Genomic DNA, 16,464 nt, shown 5'->3' on the forward strand with positions numbered 1-16,464 from the left:
CCACACACGACGGCCGAGACAGCGATGACCGATCCCGAAGCCCTCAAGCGCGACGCCGCCGCCAAGGCGCTGACCTTTGTCGAGGACGGCATGCGCCTCGGCCTCGGCACCGGCTCCACCGCCAAGCATTTCGTCGACCTGCTGGCCGAGCGGGTGCAGGCCGGCCTGAAGGTGGTGGGCGTGCCGACCTCCGAGGTGACGCGGGCCCAGGCCGAGCGGCTGGGCGTTCCGCTCACCACCCTCGACGAGACGCCCGAACTCGACATCACCATCGACGGCGCCGACGAGATCGACCCGGCGTTGAACCTCATCAAGGGGGGCGGTGGCGCCCTGCTGCGCGAGAAGATCGTCGCCGCCGCCTCCGGCCGCATGATCGTCATCGCCGACGCCTCCAAACGCGTCGAGGCTCTCGGCCGGTTCCCGCTTCCCATCGAGGTCAACGCCTTCGGCCTTGGCGCCACCGAACGCGCCATCGCCAAGGTGCTGGAGGCCTGCGGCTGCCCGGCCCCGCTGACACTGCGCCGCAAGGCCGACGGCCATGTTTTCGTCACGGACGGCGGTCACATGATCCTTGATGCGGCCTGCATCCGGATTCCCGATCCGGTCCAGCTCGGTGCCCGCCTTCATTCCGTGCCCGGCGTGGTCGAGCACGGCCTGTTCATTGGTCTTGCGTCCTGCGCGATCATCGCTTCCCCTGGAGGCGCAGAGGTCGTAGGACGTGTCTGACACGAGAGCCGCTTCGGCACGCCGCGGCCCGAGACTTCCCGAGGAGTGATCCCGATGTTCGCCCGTATGTTCGCCGCAGCCGTCGCGGCCAGCGCCCTTGTCGCCGCGACCGCTGCGACCGCGCAGACCCAGCGGCCCCCGGCCACGCTGGCCCAGGCGCAGCCGGCCGCTCCCGCTGCCCCGGCCGCTCCTCAGCCCTCGGCCGAGCATGTCGCCATCGCCCGCCAGGTCGTCGAGCTCTCCGGCGCCTCGGCGTCCTTCGAGAACGTGATTCCCGCCTTCGTCGAGCAGGCCAAGTCGCTCTTCCTGCCGACCAACCCGGATCTCGGCCGCCAGTTCAATGAGGTCGGCGACCTCCTGAAGACCGAGTTCCAGCCGCGGGTGAACGAGCTCATCCAGGGCATCGCGGTCGCCTATGCCCAGCGCTTCACCATCGAGGAGCTGCGCCGCATCCAGGCCTTCTACCAGTCGGCCGATGGCCAGAAGCTGGTCCGCACCATCCCGACCATCATGGAAGAGACCTTCGGGCGCACCCAGCAGTGGAGCCAGATCGTCACGCGCGATCTCGTCGCCCGCTTCCGTGAGGAATTCGCCAAGCGCGGCATCCGCCTCTGACGCTCGGGTCGTTCCCGAATGCAAAACGCCGGGCCTCGTGCCCGGCGTTTTTCGTTCTGGTGACGGCCGCTGCGGCGGGGGGCGTCAGTCCTCGTCCGATTTCATCCGCCAGCCGAGCCGCGCCCAGAGCAGCGGCCCGAACAGCGCCACGACTGCGACGACCAGCAGCGTCGCCGAGATGGGGCTGGTGACAAGGACCGTAGCATCGCCATTGCTGATCTGCAGGGCGCGCCGCAGCTGCGTCTCCGCCATGGGCCCAAGGATCATGCCGACCACCACCGGCGCGATCGGATAGTCGAAGCGGCGCATGCCGAAGGCGAGCAGGCCGAGCAGCAGCACCAGCGTCAGCTCGACCAGCGAACCCTTGGCCGCGAGCACGCCCACCGTCGCGAAGACCAGGATGCCGCCATAGAGCCAGGGGCGGGGAATGGAGAGCAGCCGCACCCAGAGGCCGACCAGCGGCAGGTTGAGCACGATCAGCATGGTGTTGGCGATGAACAGCGAGGCGATGAGGCCCCAGACCACATCGGCGGAGGTGACGAAGAGCAGCGGGCCCGGCTGCAGGTTGTATTGCTGGAAGCCGGCCAGCATGATCGCCGCCGTCGCCGAGGTGGGGATGCCAAGGGTCAGCAGCGGCACCAGCGTGCCGGCGGCAGACGCGTTGTTCGCCGCCTCCGGCCCGGCGACGCCCTCGATGGCGCCATGCCCGAACTCCTCCGGATGCTTGGAGAGGCGCTTTTCGGTGGCATAGGAGAGGAAGGTCGGAACCTCCGCCCCGCCCGCCGGCAGCGCGCCGATGGGGAAGCCGAAGGCCGTGCCGCGCAGCCAGGGCAGCCAGGACCGCTTCCAGTCCTCCTTGGTCATCCACAGCGAGCCACGGATCGGCTCGATCTTGCCGTCATCCGCCGTGCCCTTCTGCGACGCCACAGCCATGGCCTCGCCGACCGCGAACATGGCGACCGCAACCGTCGTCACCTCCAGTCCGTCCAGGAGATCCGGAATCCCGAAGGAGAGGCGGGCCTGGCCGGTCAGTTTGTCGATGCCGACGAGGCCGAGGGTGAGGCCGATGGCAAGCGAGGTGAGGCCGCGCAGCCGCGACGAGCCGAAGGTCGCGGAGACCGTGATGAAGGCCACCAGCATCAGCGCGAAATAGTCCTCCGGGCCGAAGGCAATGGCGACCTCGGCGAGGAAGGGCGCGAAGATGGTCAGCAGCGCCGTGGCGATCGTGCCGGCAACGAAGGAGCCGATGGCGGCGGTGGCGAGTGCCGCGCCGCCGCGTCCCGCCCGCGCCATCCGGTTGCCCTCAAGCGCCGTGACGATGGAGGAGCTCTCGCCCGGCGTGTTGAGCAGGATCGACGTGGTCGAGCCCCCATACATGCCGCCATAATAGATGCCGGCGAACATGATCAGGGACCCGGCCGGGTCCATCTTGAAGGTGATGGGCAGCAGGAGCGCCACGGTCATGGCCGGGCCGATGCCCGGCAGGACGCCGACCGCCGTGCCGAGAATGACGCCGATGAGCGCGAAGAGGAGGTTCATCGGCTGGACGGCGATGGCGAGGCCATTGCCGAGGAGGGAGAGCGTTTCCATGGGGATCGGGGTCGGGGGGTGACGGGGGCGGACGACCGCCGCGAGATCAGAACCAGCTTTCGGTGAAGCCGGAGGGGAGCGACAGGCCGAGAAGCCGGACGAAGAAGAGATAGACGACGGCGGCCATGGCGCCGCCGATGCACACGTCGACGAGCGCGCGGCGCGAGCCGAAGGCGCGGGCCGTGGAGGCGAAGAGCAGCGCGCAGGCCGGGACGAAGCCGGCGGTCTTGATGAGCAGGATCATCACGGCGAGGCCGCCGGTGATCCAGGCGACGCTGGTCCAGTCGGCTTCATCGCGGGTCGGGAACGTGCCCTTCCACCCGGCAATGACGGTCAGCGCACCGAAGAGCAGCAGCAGCAGCGACACCAGGAACGGCATCATCTGCGGCCCCAGCGTCTGGCTGCCGAAGCTCGCCCGCAGCGCCCAGGACTGCCAGAAGACGATCACGGCAACGGCGATCAGGCCGGCCCCGATGACGATGACCGGACGGTCAGCGCCGGTTCCTCCCCCGCCGGACATCACGCCCTCACCAGGCCAAGCTGGCCGAGCACGGCGGAGACGCGGGCGATCTCCTCCTTGAGGAAGGCCTCGAAGGCGCTGGCGCCGAGATAGGTGTCCTGCCAGCCCTTGGCGGCGAGCTGGTCGGCCCATCCCTTGGACTTGACCATGCTCTCGACGAGCTGGCCGAGTTCGGCGCGCTGCGCCTCGGTGATGCCGGGCGCGGCGAAGACGCCGCGCCAGTTCTGCAGCTCCAGCTTGATGCCCTGCTCGGACAGGGTCGGGCCGGGAAGGCCGGCGGTGCCCTGCGGGGCGGTGAGGCCGATCCAGCGCAGGCGACGGCCCTTGACGTGCTGCTCGAACTCGCTGCCGCCGCCGACACCGACCGTGACGCGGTTCGACAGGATCGCCGCCATGGCCTCGCCGCCGCCGGAATGGGCGATGTAGTTCACCTTGGAGCCGTCAGCGCCGGCCAGGCCCGCGAACATGGCGGCGGTGATGTGGTCGACACCACCCGCCGAGCCGCCGCCCCAGCTCACCTTGGCGACGTCGGCCTTGAGGGCCGCGACGAGGTCCTGCGGCGTCTTGATCGGTGAATTGGCGGCCACAACGAGCGCCTGCCACTCGCCGGTCAGGCGGGCGATCGGCGTCACCGCTTCAAGGGTGACGGGCGCGCGGTTCATCAGGATGGCGCCGACCATGACGAAGCCGGAGACCATCAGCGCCGTCGGATCGCCCTTCGAGCCGTTGACGAACTGGGCGATGCCGATGATGCCGCCGGCGCCCGCGACATTGGTCACCTGGGCGGAGCGGACGATGCGCTCGGCGGTGAGGACGCCCTGCATGACGCGGGCGGTCTGGTCCCAGCCACCGCCCGGCGCCGCCGGCGCCATGATCTTCAGCTCGCTCGGAAGCGCCTGCAGGCTCCCGCCTGCGGCGACGGTCAGGATGGCGCCGCCGAGGGCGACGGCCTCGCGCCGCGTCAAAGTCCGCATGGTCGTTCACTCCCCAGATTATGGCGTGGAATGTCGCATCAGGTGCGACAAACCGCCATAGCGTTTTATCCGGATGCCGGTGACGCGGGGACGGACGTCACTCAAGCCGCAGATGCGCCCGGCCGCTGCCCACGAGAGCGCCCATCACGGTGCCGAAGGAATGACACCAGGCGATCCACCGGATGCGGGCGAGCGTGCCCGGCGGCAGTTCGGCGCGCCGGGGATGGGCGGCGAGCACCTCGGCAATGTCCCGCATGCGCCCGCCCAGCACGTGACGGACGGAGTGGAACAGCGCGGAGCGCGGCCGCAGGTGGGTGCGGCGCAGCGAGGCCCCATAGACAAGGCCATTGTCGATGACGTGCAGCGTCGCCTCGATGAAGCGGGTGTGCTGGGTGTGGTTCACCGGGAAGGCATTGCTCACCGGCATGCTGCGGCCGAGCACGCGGCTCTCGAAGGCATGGATGGCGAAGGGCCGTCGCCCCGCCAGATCTCGCCGGAAGGCCGTGGTCGCGACGGTGCCGCCGAGTTCGGGCGCGGCAGCCGGATGCCAGTGGCGATAGAAATTGAACAGGAAGTTGGCCCAGGCCCAGGGCGCGGTCGAGGTGAGATTGGCCGCCGTGCCCGTCACCGCAAGGCAGGTCGACGGAACTGTCGCAAGCGTCGCGAGAAGCCCGTCGAGCCATTCCTCCGTCGGCACCGAATGGTCCTCGATGGAGATCACCCAGGCGCTCTCCTTCATGAATTCGGGCAAGCGCGCGCGCAGCTCGAAAACGCTCTGTCCGGGGATCACGATGAGGTCGAGGCCGCGGACATCGGGAAACGGCTCGTCGTCGGCCTTGCCCGACAGGACCGTCATGACGAGGCGATCCCCCAGACGCGGCGCGAGGCGCTCGATCGCGGCGCGCGACTTCGACCAGGGGTCCCCGGTGACCACGAAGATATGGAGGTCATGGGGCCGCGATTCCGGTGGCCACAGCTCCACCGCCGCGATGACATCGGCGTCGTCGCGCGCGGCATCGCGGAAGCGGTTGCGGTAATCGGGCGTGTCGAGGAGGCCCGTCACCAACTGAGCCACGTCGCCTTGATCCGGCAGCCGATCCGGGGAGGCCGCCCGCCCCGTCACCGCCCGATACAGCCAGCCCCTGTCCCTCGCCTTCTCAGGGAGAGCGTCGGCGCGTGAGCCGGATTCATCGGACATCGGTTCGGCTCCTGGAAGGCACAGGCACAATGCGTGGATTGATCTCCTGCAGCAAGCATGGCCCTCGCGGATTTGTGTCCCCGCCCCCCTGTGATAAGGCCCGATCGGTCACGATCTTTCCGGCGGCACGGCGCGAGCCTGCCGCCAGCCCGCCGAGGACACCATGAGCTCCGCTGCCGATCCCCGCTTCGACGTCGACCTCTTCGTCATCGGAGGTGGCTCCGGTGGCGTCCGCGCGGCGCGGATCGCCGCCACCCATGGCGCCCGGGTCATGGTCGCCGAGGAATACCGGATGGGCGGCACCTGCGTGATCCGCGGCTGCGTGCCGAAGAAGCTGATGGTCTACGCCTCGCAGTTCCACGAGCATTTCGAGGACGCTGCCGGCTTCGGCTGGACGGTCGGGGAGACGTCCTTTGACTGGCCGCGCTTCATCGCCGCCAAGGACCGCGAGATCACCCGCCTCGAAGGCATCTACGGCACCAACCTGACCAAGGCCGGTGTCGAGATCGTCGCCCAGCGCGCCACCGTCGCCGGGCCCAACGCCGTGACGCTCGCCGATGGCCGCACCATCACCGCGAAATACATCCTCATCGCCACCGGTGGCCGCCCCTCCGTGGACGAGAGCCTGCCCGGCCGCGAGCACACGATCTCCTCCAACGAGGTCTTCCACCTGCCCGAACAGCCGAAGCGCATCGTCATCGCCGGCGGCGGCTACATCGCCGTCGAGTTCGCCGGCGTCTTCGCCGGCCTCGGCTCGGAGGTGACCCTCGTCTATCGCGGCGACAAGGTGCTGCGCGGCTTCGACGAGGATGTGCGCGACCACCTCATGGCGGAGTACGCCAAGAAGGGCATCCGCCTCGTCATGGGCGAGGTCTTCTCATCCATCGAGAAGGGCGCCGACGGCCTCACCGTCAGCTTCCGCAACGGCCATGCGCCGGTGGTCGCCGACCAGGTGCTCATGGCCATCGGCCGCAAGCCCAACACGGCAGGCCTCGGCCTCGAGGCGGCAGGCGTGAAGCTCGGCAAGGCCGGCGAGGTGCTGGTCGACGCCGACAGCCGCACCTCCGTGCCGTCGATCTATGCGGTGGGCGACGTCACCGACCGGGTGAACCTCACCCCGGTCGCCATCCGCGAGGGCCATGCCTTCGCCGACACGGTCTTCGGCGGAAAGGCCTGGACGGCGGACCACCAGCTCATCCCCACCGCCGTCTTCTCGGAGCCCGAGATCGGCACGGTTGGCCTGTCGGAGGCCGAGGCGCTCGCCACCGGCTGCGCCCTCGACGTCTACAAGGCGACCTTCCGTCCCATGAAGCACACCATTTCCGGCCGCGACACGCGGATGCTGATGAAGCTGCTGGTCGATGGCGAGACCGACCGCGTCCTCGGCGTCCATGTTTGCGGGCCGGATGCGGGCGAGATGATCCAGCTCGCCGGCATCGCCGTGAAGATGGGGGCGACCAAGGCGGATTTCGATTCAACCATGGCCGTGCATCCGACGGCGGCGGAAGAGCTCGTCACCATGCGCACCCCAAGCCACCGGCACCCGAAGGCGCCGAAGGCGGCCTGAGCGGAGGGGCGCCTCAGCCGCAGATGTCGATGAGGCGGCTCGCGACCCAGCCGGTCCGGCCCGTCCGGTACGCCGGCTGGCTCGGCAGCACATGGTCGCCGCCCGGCCAGTACATGACCTTGGTCCAGCGGCCGCGGCGAATGACCTCGCCGGACTGATCGACCTGCATCACGACGATGTGCCCGGTCCTCATGCGGGCAATTTCCCGCGCCTCGGGTGAGGGAGAGGCGCGCAGGGCCGCGAAGCCATCCGAGGTCTCCGCCACCTCGCAGACGGAGGTGGTGGCGGCCGCAGGCGCGGCGACAAGGCTGGTCGCGAGGACAGCGGCGGCGAGGCCGGCAAGGACATGGCGGATCATGGCGGGGCTCCGGGGAGGATGATGCCCTTCCCTAACGTGCGCCTCCTGCTGCCCTGTGGCGGGGCACAGCCCGCTTTGTTTCAGCCGGCGCCCGTCTCAGCGCGGCTGCAGCACCAGCCGGCCCATGGCGCCCTTCTCGATCTCCGCCCGGTCGGTCCGCATGGCCATGAACTCCACCCGCGCCCAGCGCTCCGCCAGGTTGCGGTAGAGCCGCGATGTGGGGATACCGGACTGCCCGGTCGAGTGCATGAAAACGGACCGTTCGGGATCGGCCATGTCGTAGATCGCCCGCAGCGAGGCGGAGTGGCGCGACACGAAGGGCCCGGCCTCGTTGCGGATCGTGTAGCGGTTGACGTTCACCGTGTAGGTGTCGCCAGGGACCGGCACGCGCACGTCGAAGAGCGGCGCCAGCTGGGCGACCCGGGAGAAGGGCCGGTGTTCCGAGAGGGCGTCATGCGCCGTACCCCAGCGCCAGGCGCGCCAGTCGGCCCCGTAGCGCTTCGTGAGGTCCTCGAGCGCCAGATCCAACGCACGCGACACGAGCACGGCGCAGCTCTGCGGCCGCCCCTCGGCATTGCACCAGGCGGCCGCGCCGTTCTGGTCCTTCAGCACGCTCATCATGAAGCTGTGGCGCTGGTCCCACAGCGTTGCAAACAGCCGCGGACCCAGTTCGTCGGCATAGACCAGCCGCGTCAACTCGCGCATCCAGGCCGCGACGACGAGCGGTTCTGCCCGGTCGGTCGCCATGGTGCCGTCGAAGCTGGCCAGCGCGGCGACCACCTGTCGGACTGTCTCGGGCACCTGCCGCGCCCGCTCGGCCTCGCCCTTCGGGTGGGCGGCGAGGAGGAGCGGCAGCGCCTCGCGCATGGCGTTGGACCGGTGATCCGCCTGGATGGCGCGGAAGCTCGCCATGCCGTGGCGCGAGGTGGCGGCCAGCAATTCGGCGATGCGGTCGGCGCGCTGCGGCGTGGACCATTCGAAGGTGATGTGGTGCGGATAGCCCTCGGGCGTGATCCGCTCGTTGGCGGTGATGCGATAGCCGCGGGCCGGATTGAACTCCTGCGGCAGCTCCTCGAACGGAATGAAGCCGGCCCAGTCGTAACGGGCGTCCCAGCCGGGAGCCGGGAACAGGCCCTTCAGGTCGTTGTCGGGACGACGCACCGGCACGCGCCCCGCAGCGATGAAGCCGATGTTCCCGTCGACATCGGCATAGACCATGTTCTGCTGAGGCACGGCGTAATGACGGGCGGCCTCGCGGAACTGCTCCCAGTTGCGCGCCGCGTTGAGCCGGGCGAAGGCCTGCACCGTCAGATTGTCGGGCGACAGCGCCGTCCATTGCAGCGCCAGCGCGTGGCCCTGCGGCACGGCCTGCGTGGCGCCGCCCGACGCACCGTCCGAGATGATGGGGCCGTGGCGGGAGATGCGGACATTCAGCACCTCGTCCGGCGCGCCGCGCACCTGGATGACCTCGCGCACCGTCTCGAAGCGGGCCCAGCCGTCCGGGGTCTGGTAGCGGGTGGGATCGGCCGGGTCGACCTTCTCGATGAAGACGTCCTGCACGTCCGGCCCCGTATTGGTGAAGCCCCAGGCGATGCGATCGTTGCGACCGAGGACGACGCTCGGCACGCCCGGCAATGTCGCGCCGATCACCGTGCCGGCGGGCGAGGTGAGGCGGGCAAAGTACCAGAGCGCTGGCGCAGACAGCCCGAGATGCGGATCATTGGCGAGCAGCGGCTTGCCGGTCTCGGAACGGGCGCCGGAGACGACCCAGTTGTTGGAGCCGAGGCCCTCGATGCCGAAATCAAAGGCGCGGATGAGAGCTGCCGCCCGCTGGGTCTGGCCGCCGAGCGAGCGGTAGAGCGCGGTGTAGTCCGGCAGCGCCGGCCAGGTCTCGCCGGGATAGGGCGGCAGGAACTGGCCGATCTGCTCCATGGTGAGGCCCCGCTGGGCGAGCCGCATCCGGGTGATCTCGGCGTTGAAATTGCCGCCAAGATCGAGCGCCATCATCAGCGACCAGCCAATGGAATCGATCGGCGTCCAGGGCTCAGGAGCCGGGGCCCGCAGCAGCCAGAATTCGGGCGGCAGCGGCGAGGACCGGGTGGTGAGATAGGCATTCACCCCGCGCGCATAGGCGGCAAGCTGCACCCGCGTCTCGGCATCGAGATTGGCGAAGATGGCCTCGGCGGCGCGGCGGATGCCGATGGTCCTGAGGAAGCGATCCGTCTCCAGCCCCGGCGCGCCGACGAGTTCGGACAGGCGGCCACTGGCGATGCGCCGGTTCATCTCCATCTGCCACAGCCGGTCCTGGGCGTGGACAAAGCCGAGCGCGGCGACCGCATCGAGGTCGCTCTCGGCAAAGATGTGCGGCACGCCCTCCTGGTCGCGCAGCACCTCCACCGGCTTCTGGAAGCCCGGCAGGGTGATCGTGCCGGCCACCTGCGGCTCGACGGAGCGGACATACCAGAGCCCCACCCCGAGAACGCCGGCCACCAGCAGCAGGACGAGGGCGGTGGCCCATTTGACGATGGTCTTCACGATGCGCATGGGAGAGGACCCGGTGGACGGCGGCGGAGTTGATCACCCGTGCCCGGGCGGGGCAAGTTGACCGCTCGGCGCAGCATCACGGCAGCGGATAACGGGGAGGTGACCATGGCACGGGACGAGGACGAGGCAGCGGTGGAGCGCGCGGCGCGGCGCATTGCCGAGTTGCAGAAGGCCAAGCCGGGTTCCGCCGAGGCGAAGACCGCGGAGAACGAGGCCGCCAGCCGCCGGACCGAGCCGAAGAAGGCCTGAACGGCGCTTCAGCCGCCGCGGCGCATGGTCAGCGTCACCCAGCCCTCGATGGTCTCGCGCACGACGAGCCTGAGGCCGCGGTCGCGATAGGCGGAGATGACGAGATTGGCGTGGGGCGGGATGATGCCCGACAGCACGACCCACCCGCCGGGCGCGACGAGGCGCACGAGGTCCGTCGCCATGCCGACCAGCGGGCGCGGCAGGATGTTGGCGAGCACGAGGTCGTAAGGCGCGCCATTGCGGAAACGGCCGTCCTTCAGGCCCGCCGCGTGGATCACCTGGACATAGCCGCGCGCCTTGTTGAGCGCGGCATTGTCACGCGAGGCCTCGACCGACACCGCGTCGATGTCTGAGGCGAGGACCGACACGCGGTGGCGCAGGCCGGCGGCAATGGCGAGCACGCCCGTGCCGGTGCCGACATCGAGCGGGCGGAACGACCGGCGCGCCTTGGCCAGCCGGTCGATCGCGCGCAGGCAGCCAAGGGTCGTGCCGTGATGGCCGGTGCCGAAGGCGAGCGCCGCCTCGATCTCGATGGGGATGGCGTTGGGCGCGACCTTGTCGCGGTCATGGGAGCCGAACACCGTGAAGCGACCGGCCTCGACCGGCTTCAGTCCGTCAAGCGAGGCACGCACCCAGTCGCGGGACTCGATGGCGTGAAACGTGACGCAGGCCGCGACCGCATCGCCCGCGGCGGCCTTCACCAGGCCGCGCACATGATCCTCGTCCGGCGCCTCGCGGAAGAAGACCTCGACCAGCCAGATCTGACCGTCGGGGGCCTCGAAGGCCGCGACCGCCGTCTCGGCAGGATCGAACATCTCGCCGATGAGGTCGCCGACCTTGCGTGCTGCGCGCTCGGAGGTTTCGAGCCGCATCAGATGGGTGGGGGCGACGGGGTGCAGGCCTTCGAGCATGATGGCGTGATAGCCGATCGTCCGCGTCGCTGTCACCAACCCCTGGCGTTACCGGTATTGGCGGCCTGCAATCTGCGGGTGGTGGGGAATTTTCATCATCTACTGCTCAAATTGTATGCAATCCATATTTATAGTGTAATTTCAATCTGTTACAAATTGCATTCCCCTAGGGAAGTTTAGATTTCGGTAAGGATGCCGGCAGCAGATTCCAGCGCAGAAACTCTCCCTGTCCGCAGGTCGCCGAAGCCATGTCCGCCATTACCGCCTCTGCCATTGCTTCCCGCGCCACCGAGGAGGCAGCGCCCACCCTCGAGACGATCCTCGCGGCCACCCGATCGGTGCGCGGCAGCACCGCCGCCAAGATCGACGACATCCACAAGATCACCGACGGCCTGAGGATGCTGGCCCTCAATGCGCTCATCGAGTCGGCCCGCGCCGGAGAAAATGGCCGCGGCTTTGCCGTCGTCGCCGCCGAGGTTCGCGAGATCTCGGGACGTGTCGGGGCGATCGCCCAGCAGTTCTCCGCCGAGCTTGCCCGGCAGATGCAGGAGCTGGAGACCATGACCCTCGCGATGAGCAGCCAGGCGGCCGGCCAGCGCCTTGTCGACCTCTCCCTCAACGCGATCGAGCTCATGGACCGCAACCTCTATGAGCGGACCTGCGACGTGCGCTGGTGGGCGACGGACTCCGCCGTGGTCGACGCCCTGACCGAGCCTGCGCCCGACCGCGCAGCCCATGCATCGAGCCGGCTCGCCGTCATCCTCGGCGCCTACACGGTCTATCTCGACATCTGGCTCTGCGACCGGGAGGGCCGCATCATTGCCTCCGGGCGGCCGGATCGCTTTCCAGTGGCCGGACAGTCCGTGCGCCATGAGGCCTGGTTCAACCGCGCCATGGGCCTTGCCACCGGTGACGACTACACCGTGGCGGATGTAGCCCGCTCCGCCCAGCTGCGCGACGCCGAGGTCGCGACCTATGCCACGGCCGTGCGCGCGGGCGGCGCGATGCACGGCATGCCGCTCGGCGTGCTGGCCATCCATTTCGACTGGGAACCCCAGGCCCGCGCCATCGTCCAGGGCGTGCGGCTCAGCGAGGACGAGGCCCGGCGCAGCCGCGTCATGCTGGTCGATGCGCGCAAGCGCGTGATCGCCAGCTCCGACGGCAAGGGCGTGCTGAGCGAGACCGTGGCCTTCGACACCGGCGGGCGGCGCGCCGGCTTTGCCGTGAATGCGCAGGGCACGACGACCGCGTTCCACCTGACCCCGGGCTACGAGACCTATGCGGGGCTCGGCTGGTACGGCGTCATCCAGCAGCGGGCGCGGTGAGGCACTACTCCGCGGCGGCGCGGCGGGACGGCGGATCGAAGGGGACGATCAGAAGCAGGGCGTCCACCGCAGCCTCTCGGAAGTCGGGATCGTCGCGCAACTGGTCGATGGTCCGCGGAAGGGGGAAAGGAGATCCATGGGTCTCCTCCCAGTCCTCGGCGCCCAGTTCAAGCGCCTCAACCGCATTGGCCACAAGATCCTCGATCTCGTCGGCTGCCGAAAAGACACCGGGAACGTCCGGGAACTGGACGCCATAGCAACTGTCGGGGTCCTTATGGACAAGGGCGATGTAGCTCGGCATGGCGCGACGAAGGCTTGGACTACCGATCGCGGGCCCAGCCCGCCTGACGATAGATGGAATACACCGTTCCGAGCGGCAAGTCTCGCTTGGGGTGGGGCACGATCACCATCCGACGGGTCTCAGGATGGAGATACTTGTGGTGCGAGCCCTTCACAGCGCGCAGCACAAACCCCTCGCGTTCAAGACGGCGGATAATGTCACGACTGTCGCGAAGCATGGCGTGGGTACCTGCTATGGCAGATCAGACCATAACAATACCGCGCGGTGTCTGCTCTTATCCGGCTGACTGACCGAACGTGTCCACATCTATCCACATGTGGGGCCAAGCAGAACGTTGATGTATTTGACAGGCAGCCGTCTCTTAAACAGGCACTATCGACCGACAATTCCACTCACGCCGCCTGGACGAAGCTGTCGACCACCTTCTTCTCGCCGGCCTTGTCGAACTGCACCGTGAGCTTGTTGCCCTCGGCGGCGGTCACCTCGCCATAGCCGAACTTGAGGTGGAACACCCGGTCACCCGGCCGGTAGCGCGAGGGCTCGCCGGTCGACTTGGCGACGAGCTCGCCATCGATGGTCTTGCCGCCGCCCGAGCGGTCGGTGAGCCGGCCCTGGAAGCCGCCGCGCCCCTCGGCATAGCTTGATCCGAAGGCCTGGCTCCCCGTGCGACCGGTGAATCGCGCCTGCGCCTCGTGCAGGGAGCGCTGCGCCTGGGCGCGCAGCCAGCCGGGCGTCGAATAGCTCGACGAGAAGCTCTCGACCTTGTCGAAGCGGCTCTGGCCGAAGCCGCCGCGGCCCATGCCGCCATAGCCCGAGGTGCCGAGCCCCTCGCTGATCTCCACATGGGCCGAGGGAAGGTCGTTGACGAAGCGGCTGGGCACCGTCGACTGCCAGAGGCCGTGAATGCGCCTGTTGCCGGCAAAATAGATCTTCGCCCGCCGCCGCGCGCGGGTGATGCCGACATAGGCGAGGCGCCGCTCCTCCTCGAGACCGGCGCGGCCGTTCTCGTCGAGCGAGCGCTGGTGGGGAAAGAGCCCCTCCTCCCAGCCGGGGAGGAACACCGTCTCGAACTCGAGCCCCTTGGCGGAGTGCAGGGTCATGATCGACACCGCGTCCTCGGTCTCGGCATCGCCGCGCGCCTCGGTGACGAGGGCGATATGCTCGAGGAACCCCGAGAGGTTCTCGAACTCCTCCATGGAGCGCACGAGCTCCTTGAGGTTTTCCAGCCGCCCCGCACCTTCCGCGGTCTTGTCCTTCTGCCACATCTCCGTGTAGCCGCTCTCGTCGAGCACGAGCTGGGCCAGCTCGGAATGCGGCATGGCCTCGATCTGTCCGGCCCAGCGGTCGAACTGCTCGGTGAGGTCCTTCAGCGCACGGCGCACCTTGGGCTTCAGCTCCTCGGTCTCCACCAGCACGCGGGCCGCCTGCATGAGCGGCACGCCGTTCGCGCGCGCGAAGTCGTGGAGCTGCTGCAGCGTCGCGTCCCCGAGGCCGCGCTTCGGCGTGTTGACGATGCGCTCGAAGGCGAGATCGTCCGAGGCCTGCGCGACGCAGCGCAGATAGGCCAGCGCGTCGCGGATCTCGAGACGCTCGTAGAAGCGCGGGCCGCCGATGACACGGTAGGGCAGACCGATGGTGATGAACCGGTCCTCGAACTCGCGCATCTGGAACGAGGCGCGGACGAGGATCGCCGTTTCGTTCAGCAGGTGGCCGGAGCGCTGCAGCTGCTCCAGTTCCTCGCCGATCGAGCGCGCCTCTTCCTCCGAATCCCAGACCGAGGTCAGGGTCGGCTTCTCGCCATCCTCGCCGTCGGTGAACAGCGTCTTGCCGAGGCGGCCCTCGTTGTGGGCGATGAGGTGGGAGGCGGCCGCGAGGATATGGCCGGTCGAGCGATAATTGCGCTCCAGCCGGATGACGGTGGCGCCCGGAAAGTCCTTGTCGAAGCGCAGGATGTTGTCGACCTCGGCGCCGCGCCAGCCATAGATCGACTGGTCGTCGTCGCCAACGCAGCAGATGTTCTGCGGCCGGCCCTCCTGGCGCTGGGCAAGGAGCCGCAGCCAGAGATACTGGGCGACGTTCGTGTCCTGGTACTCGTCGACGAGGATGAAGCGGAACTTGCGCTGATACTCCGCCAGCACTTCCGGGTTCTCGCGGAACAGGCGGATGGCCTCCAGGAGGAGATCGCCGAAATCGACGGCGTTGAGCACCTTCAGCCGCGCCTGGTAGTCGGCATAGAGCTTCAGGCCGAGGCCGTTCGCATAGGACGCCGCCTCGCCCGCCGGCACCTTGTCGGGGGTCAGCGCGCGGTTCTTCCAGCCGTCGATGGCGGAGGCGAGCATCCGCGCCGGCCAGCGCTTCTCGTCGATGTTCTCGGCCTGGATGAGCTGCTTGAGCAGGCGGATCTGGTCATCCGTGTCGAGGATGGTGAAGCCCGGCTTCAGCCCGACGAGTTCGGCATGGCGGCGCAGGATCTTCACGCCGGTCGCGTGGAACGTGCCGAGCCAGGGCATGCCCTCCACCGCCTCGCCGACGAGGTGGGCGATGCGCTCCTTCATCTCGCGCGCGGCCTTGTTGGTGAAGGTGACGGCGAGGATCTCGGAGGGATAGGCGCGGCGCTGGGAGAGGATATGGGCGATGCGGGTGGTGAGCACCCGCGTCTTGCCGGTGCCGGCGCCGGCGAGGACCAACACCGGGCCATCCAGCGTCTCGACCGCCGCGCGCTGCTCCGGGTTGAGCCCGCTGAGATAGGCGGCGGCCGCCTGCTGCCCACGCGCGGCCATGGCCCTTTCGGCAAGGCTCGGCTGGCGGAAGGCGGCAGGGTCGGTCATGGGCGGGGAATGTTCCGATTCGGTTCTCGTCCAAAATGGGGCCTCAGGCGCCCAAAGCCAACCCGAGGTCCGAAAATGCAAAAGGCCGGCGTCGCCGCCGGCCTGTCGCGAACAGAAAGAGGGGCACGATCAGCGCAGAACGATGACCCGGGTACCGACACGGACGCGGTTGTAGAGATCGATCACATCGTCATTGGTCAGGCGGAAGCAGCCCGAGGACACCGCGGTACCGATCGTGTGCGGCTCGTTCGAGCCGTGGATGCGGTAGAGCGAGGAGCCGAGATACATGGCGCGGGCGCCGAGCGGATTGTCCGGACCACCGGCCATGAAACGCGGCAGGTCGGGGCGGCGGCGCAGCATCTGGGCCGGCGGACGCCAATCCGGCCACTCGGCCTTGCGGGTGATGGTCTGGTTGCCGCCCCATGAGAAGCCCGGACGGCCGACGCCGACGCCATAGCGGATGGCGGTGCCACCAGCCTGGACGAGATACAGGCGGCGCTCCTGGGTGTTGATGACGATCGTGCCCGGGGCATAGCGACCGGAGAACTGCACGGTCTCGCGCGGAATGGCCGAGACGCCGGCCGACGGACGCGGGCCACCATCGGTCCGCGGGCGCATGGTCATCGGGCCACCGGTGGCCGGGTCGAAGATGACCTGGTCGCCATAGCCGAAATTGACGGTCTGCGCCTGGGACGCTGCGCCGGAGAAGGCGAGCGCCGCAAGGGCAGCAAGAACGGGCAAGAAGCGCCGCATGAGGG

At 68.8% G+C, this 16,464-nt stretch carries 16 protein-coding genes; 5 read left to right on the forward strand and 11 right to left on the reverse strand.

Annotated features, from left to right (window positions below; all coding sequences use genetic code 11):
• Positions 1 to 24 precede the first annotated feature (24 nt).
• Both rpiA and C8P69_RS16420 read left to right on the forward strand, forming a co-directional pair.
• On the forward strand, positions 25 to 726 hold the full coding sequence (gene rpiA / locus C8P69_RS16415; protein WP_108178511.1) for a ribose-5-phosphate isomerase RpiA: 702 nt from the start codon (positions 25 to 27) through the stop codon (positions 724 to 726).
• A gap of 54 nt (positions 727 to 780) precedes the next feature.
• On the forward strand, positions 781 to 1,341 hold the full coding sequence (locus C8P69_RS16420) for a DUF2059 domain-containing protein (protein WP_108178512.1): 561 nt from the start codon (positions 781 to 783) through the stop codon (positions 1,339 to 1,341).
• 84 nt (positions 1,342 to 1,425) lie between these two features.
• Here C8P69_RS16420 and C8P69_RS16425 read toward each other — a convergent pair whose 3' ends face one another.
• The 4 genes from C8P69_RS16425 to C8P69_RS16440 form a co-directional block, all read right to left on the reverse strand.
• Positions 1,426 to 2,931: a tripartite tricarboxylate transporter permease gene (locus C8P69_RS16425; protein WP_108178513.1), complete on the reverse strand. Its 1,506-nt coding sequence runs from the start codon at positions 2,929 to 2,931 to the stop codon at positions 1,426 to 1,428.
• A gap of 46 nt (positions 2,932 to 2,977) precedes the next feature.
• The gene (locus tag C8P69_RS16430) at positions 2,978 to 3,451 is read right to left on the reverse strand and encodes a tripartite tricarboxylate transporter TctB family protein (protein WP_108178514.1); all 474 of its coding nucleotides are present in this window, start codon (positions 3,449 to 3,451) and stop codon (positions 2,978 to 2,980) included.
• Complete coding sequence (locus C8P69_RS16435) at positions 3,451 to 4,425, reverse strand: Bug family tripartite tricarboxylate transporter substrate binding protein (protein ID WP_108178515.1); 975 nt, start codon at positions 4,423 to 4,425, stop codon at positions 3,451 to 3,453. The genes C8P69_RS16430 and C8P69_RS16435 overlap by 1 nt, the downstream gene beginning before the upstream one ends.
• A 97-nt stretch (positions 4,426 to 4,522) precedes the next feature.
• Positions 4,523 to 5,500 (reverse strand): hypothetical protein, encoded by a 978-nt coding sequence (locus tag C8P69_RS16440; protein WP_146167363.1) that lies wholly within the window; start codon positions 5,498 to 5,500, stop codon positions 4,523 to 4,525.
• 286 nt (positions 5,501 to 5,786) lie between these two features.
• Between C8P69_RS16440 and gor the strand changes: the two genes are divergently transcribed.
• Complete coding sequence (gene gor, locus C8P69_RS16445) at positions 5,787 to 7,190, forward strand: glutathione-disulfide reductase (RefSeq protein ID WP_108178517.1); 1,404 nt, start codon at positions 5,787 to 5,789, stop codon at positions 7,188 to 7,190.
• A 13-nt stretch (positions 7,191 to 7,203) separates the two neighbouring features.
• On the opposite strand, the gene C8P69_RS16450 is transcribed toward gor, so the two are convergent.
• Both C8P69_RS16450 and C8P69_RS16455 read right to left on the reverse strand, forming a co-directional pair.
• Complete coding sequence (locus C8P69_RS16450) at positions 7,204 to 7,548, reverse strand: SH3 domain-containing protein (protein WP_108178518.1); 345 nt, start codon at positions 7,546 to 7,548, stop codon at positions 7,204 to 7,206.
• 96 nt (positions 7,549 to 7,644) lie between these two features.
• Positions 7,645 to 10,092, reverse strand: a complete 2,448-nt coding sequence (locus C8P69_RS16455; RefSeq protein ID WP_245902083.1) for a penicillin acylase family protein — start codon at positions 10,090 to 10,092, stop codon at positions 7,645 to 7,647.
• Between the two features lie 105 nt (positions 10,093 to 10,197).
• Between C8P69_RS16455 and C8P69_RS23920 the strand changes: the two genes are divergently transcribed.
• A complete protein-coding gene (locus C8P69_RS23920) occupies positions 10,198 to 10,341 on the forward strand; it encodes a hypothetical protein (RefSeq protein WP_170118274.1) in 144 nt (47 codons plus the stop codon).
• An 8-nt stretch (positions 10,342 to 10,349) separates the two neighbouring features.
• Here the strand turns inward: C8P69_RS23920 and C8P69_RS16460 are convergent, their stop codons facing one another.
• Positions 10,350 to 11,252, reverse strand: coding sequence for a 50S ribosomal protein L11 methyltransferase (locus C8P69_RS16460; protein WP_108178594.1), 903 nt, complete (start codon positions 11,250 to 11,252; stop codon positions 10,350 to 10,352).
• A 248-nt stretch (positions 11,253 to 11,500) separates the two neighbouring features.
• Between C8P69_RS16460 and C8P69_RS16465 the strand changes: the two genes are divergently transcribed.
• Positions 11,501 to 12,577, forward strand: coding sequence for a methyl-accepting chemotaxis protein (locus C8P69_RS16465; protein WP_108178519.1), 1,077 nt, complete (start codon positions 11,501 to 11,503; stop codon positions 12,575 to 12,577).
• A 4-nt stretch (positions 12,578 to 12,581) separates the two neighbouring features.
• Here the strand turns inward: C8P69_RS16465 and C8P69_RS16470 are convergent, their stop codons facing one another.
• The 4 genes from C8P69_RS16470 to C8P69_RS16485 all read right to left on the reverse strand — a co-directional run bounded on the left by C8P69_RS16470 (position 12,582) and on the right by C8P69_RS16485 (position 16,459).
• Complete coding sequence (locus C8P69_RS16470; protein ID WP_108178520.1) at positions 12,582 to 12,878, reverse strand: type II toxin-antitoxin system HicB family antitoxin; 297 nt, start codon at positions 12,876 to 12,878, stop codon at positions 12,582 to 12,584.
• 19 nt (positions 12,879 to 12,897) lie between these two features.
• Entirely contained in the window at positions 12,898 to 13,095 is a 198-nt protein-coding gene (locus tag C8P69_RS16475) for a type II toxin-antitoxin system HicA family toxin (protein WP_108178521.1), read from the reverse strand.
• 175 nt (positions 13,096 to 13,270) lie between these two features.
• Positions 13,271 to 15,706 carry an ATP-dependent helicase gene (locus tag C8P69_RS16480; protein WP_108178522.1) on the reverse strand — a complete coding sequence of 812 codons (2,436 nt, stop codon included), beginning with the start codon at positions 15,704 to 15,706 and terminating at the stop codon, positions 13,271 to 13,273.
• Between the two features lie 129 nt (positions 15,707 to 15,835).
• Positions 15,836 to 16,459 carry a L,D-transpeptidase gene (locus C8P69_RS16485; protein WP_108178523.1) on the reverse strand — a complete coding sequence of 208 codons (624 nt, stop codon included), beginning with the start codon at positions 16,457 to 16,459 and terminating at the stop codon, positions 15,836 to 15,838.
• Positions 16,460 to 16,464 lie beyond the last annotated feature (5 nt).

Origin of the sequence: Phreatobacter oligotrophus (genome assembly GCF_003046185.1) — a bacterium.
Lineage (GTDB): Bacteria > Pseudomonadota > Alphaproteobacteria > Rhizobiales > Phreatobacteraceae > Phreatobacter > Phreatobacter oligotrophus.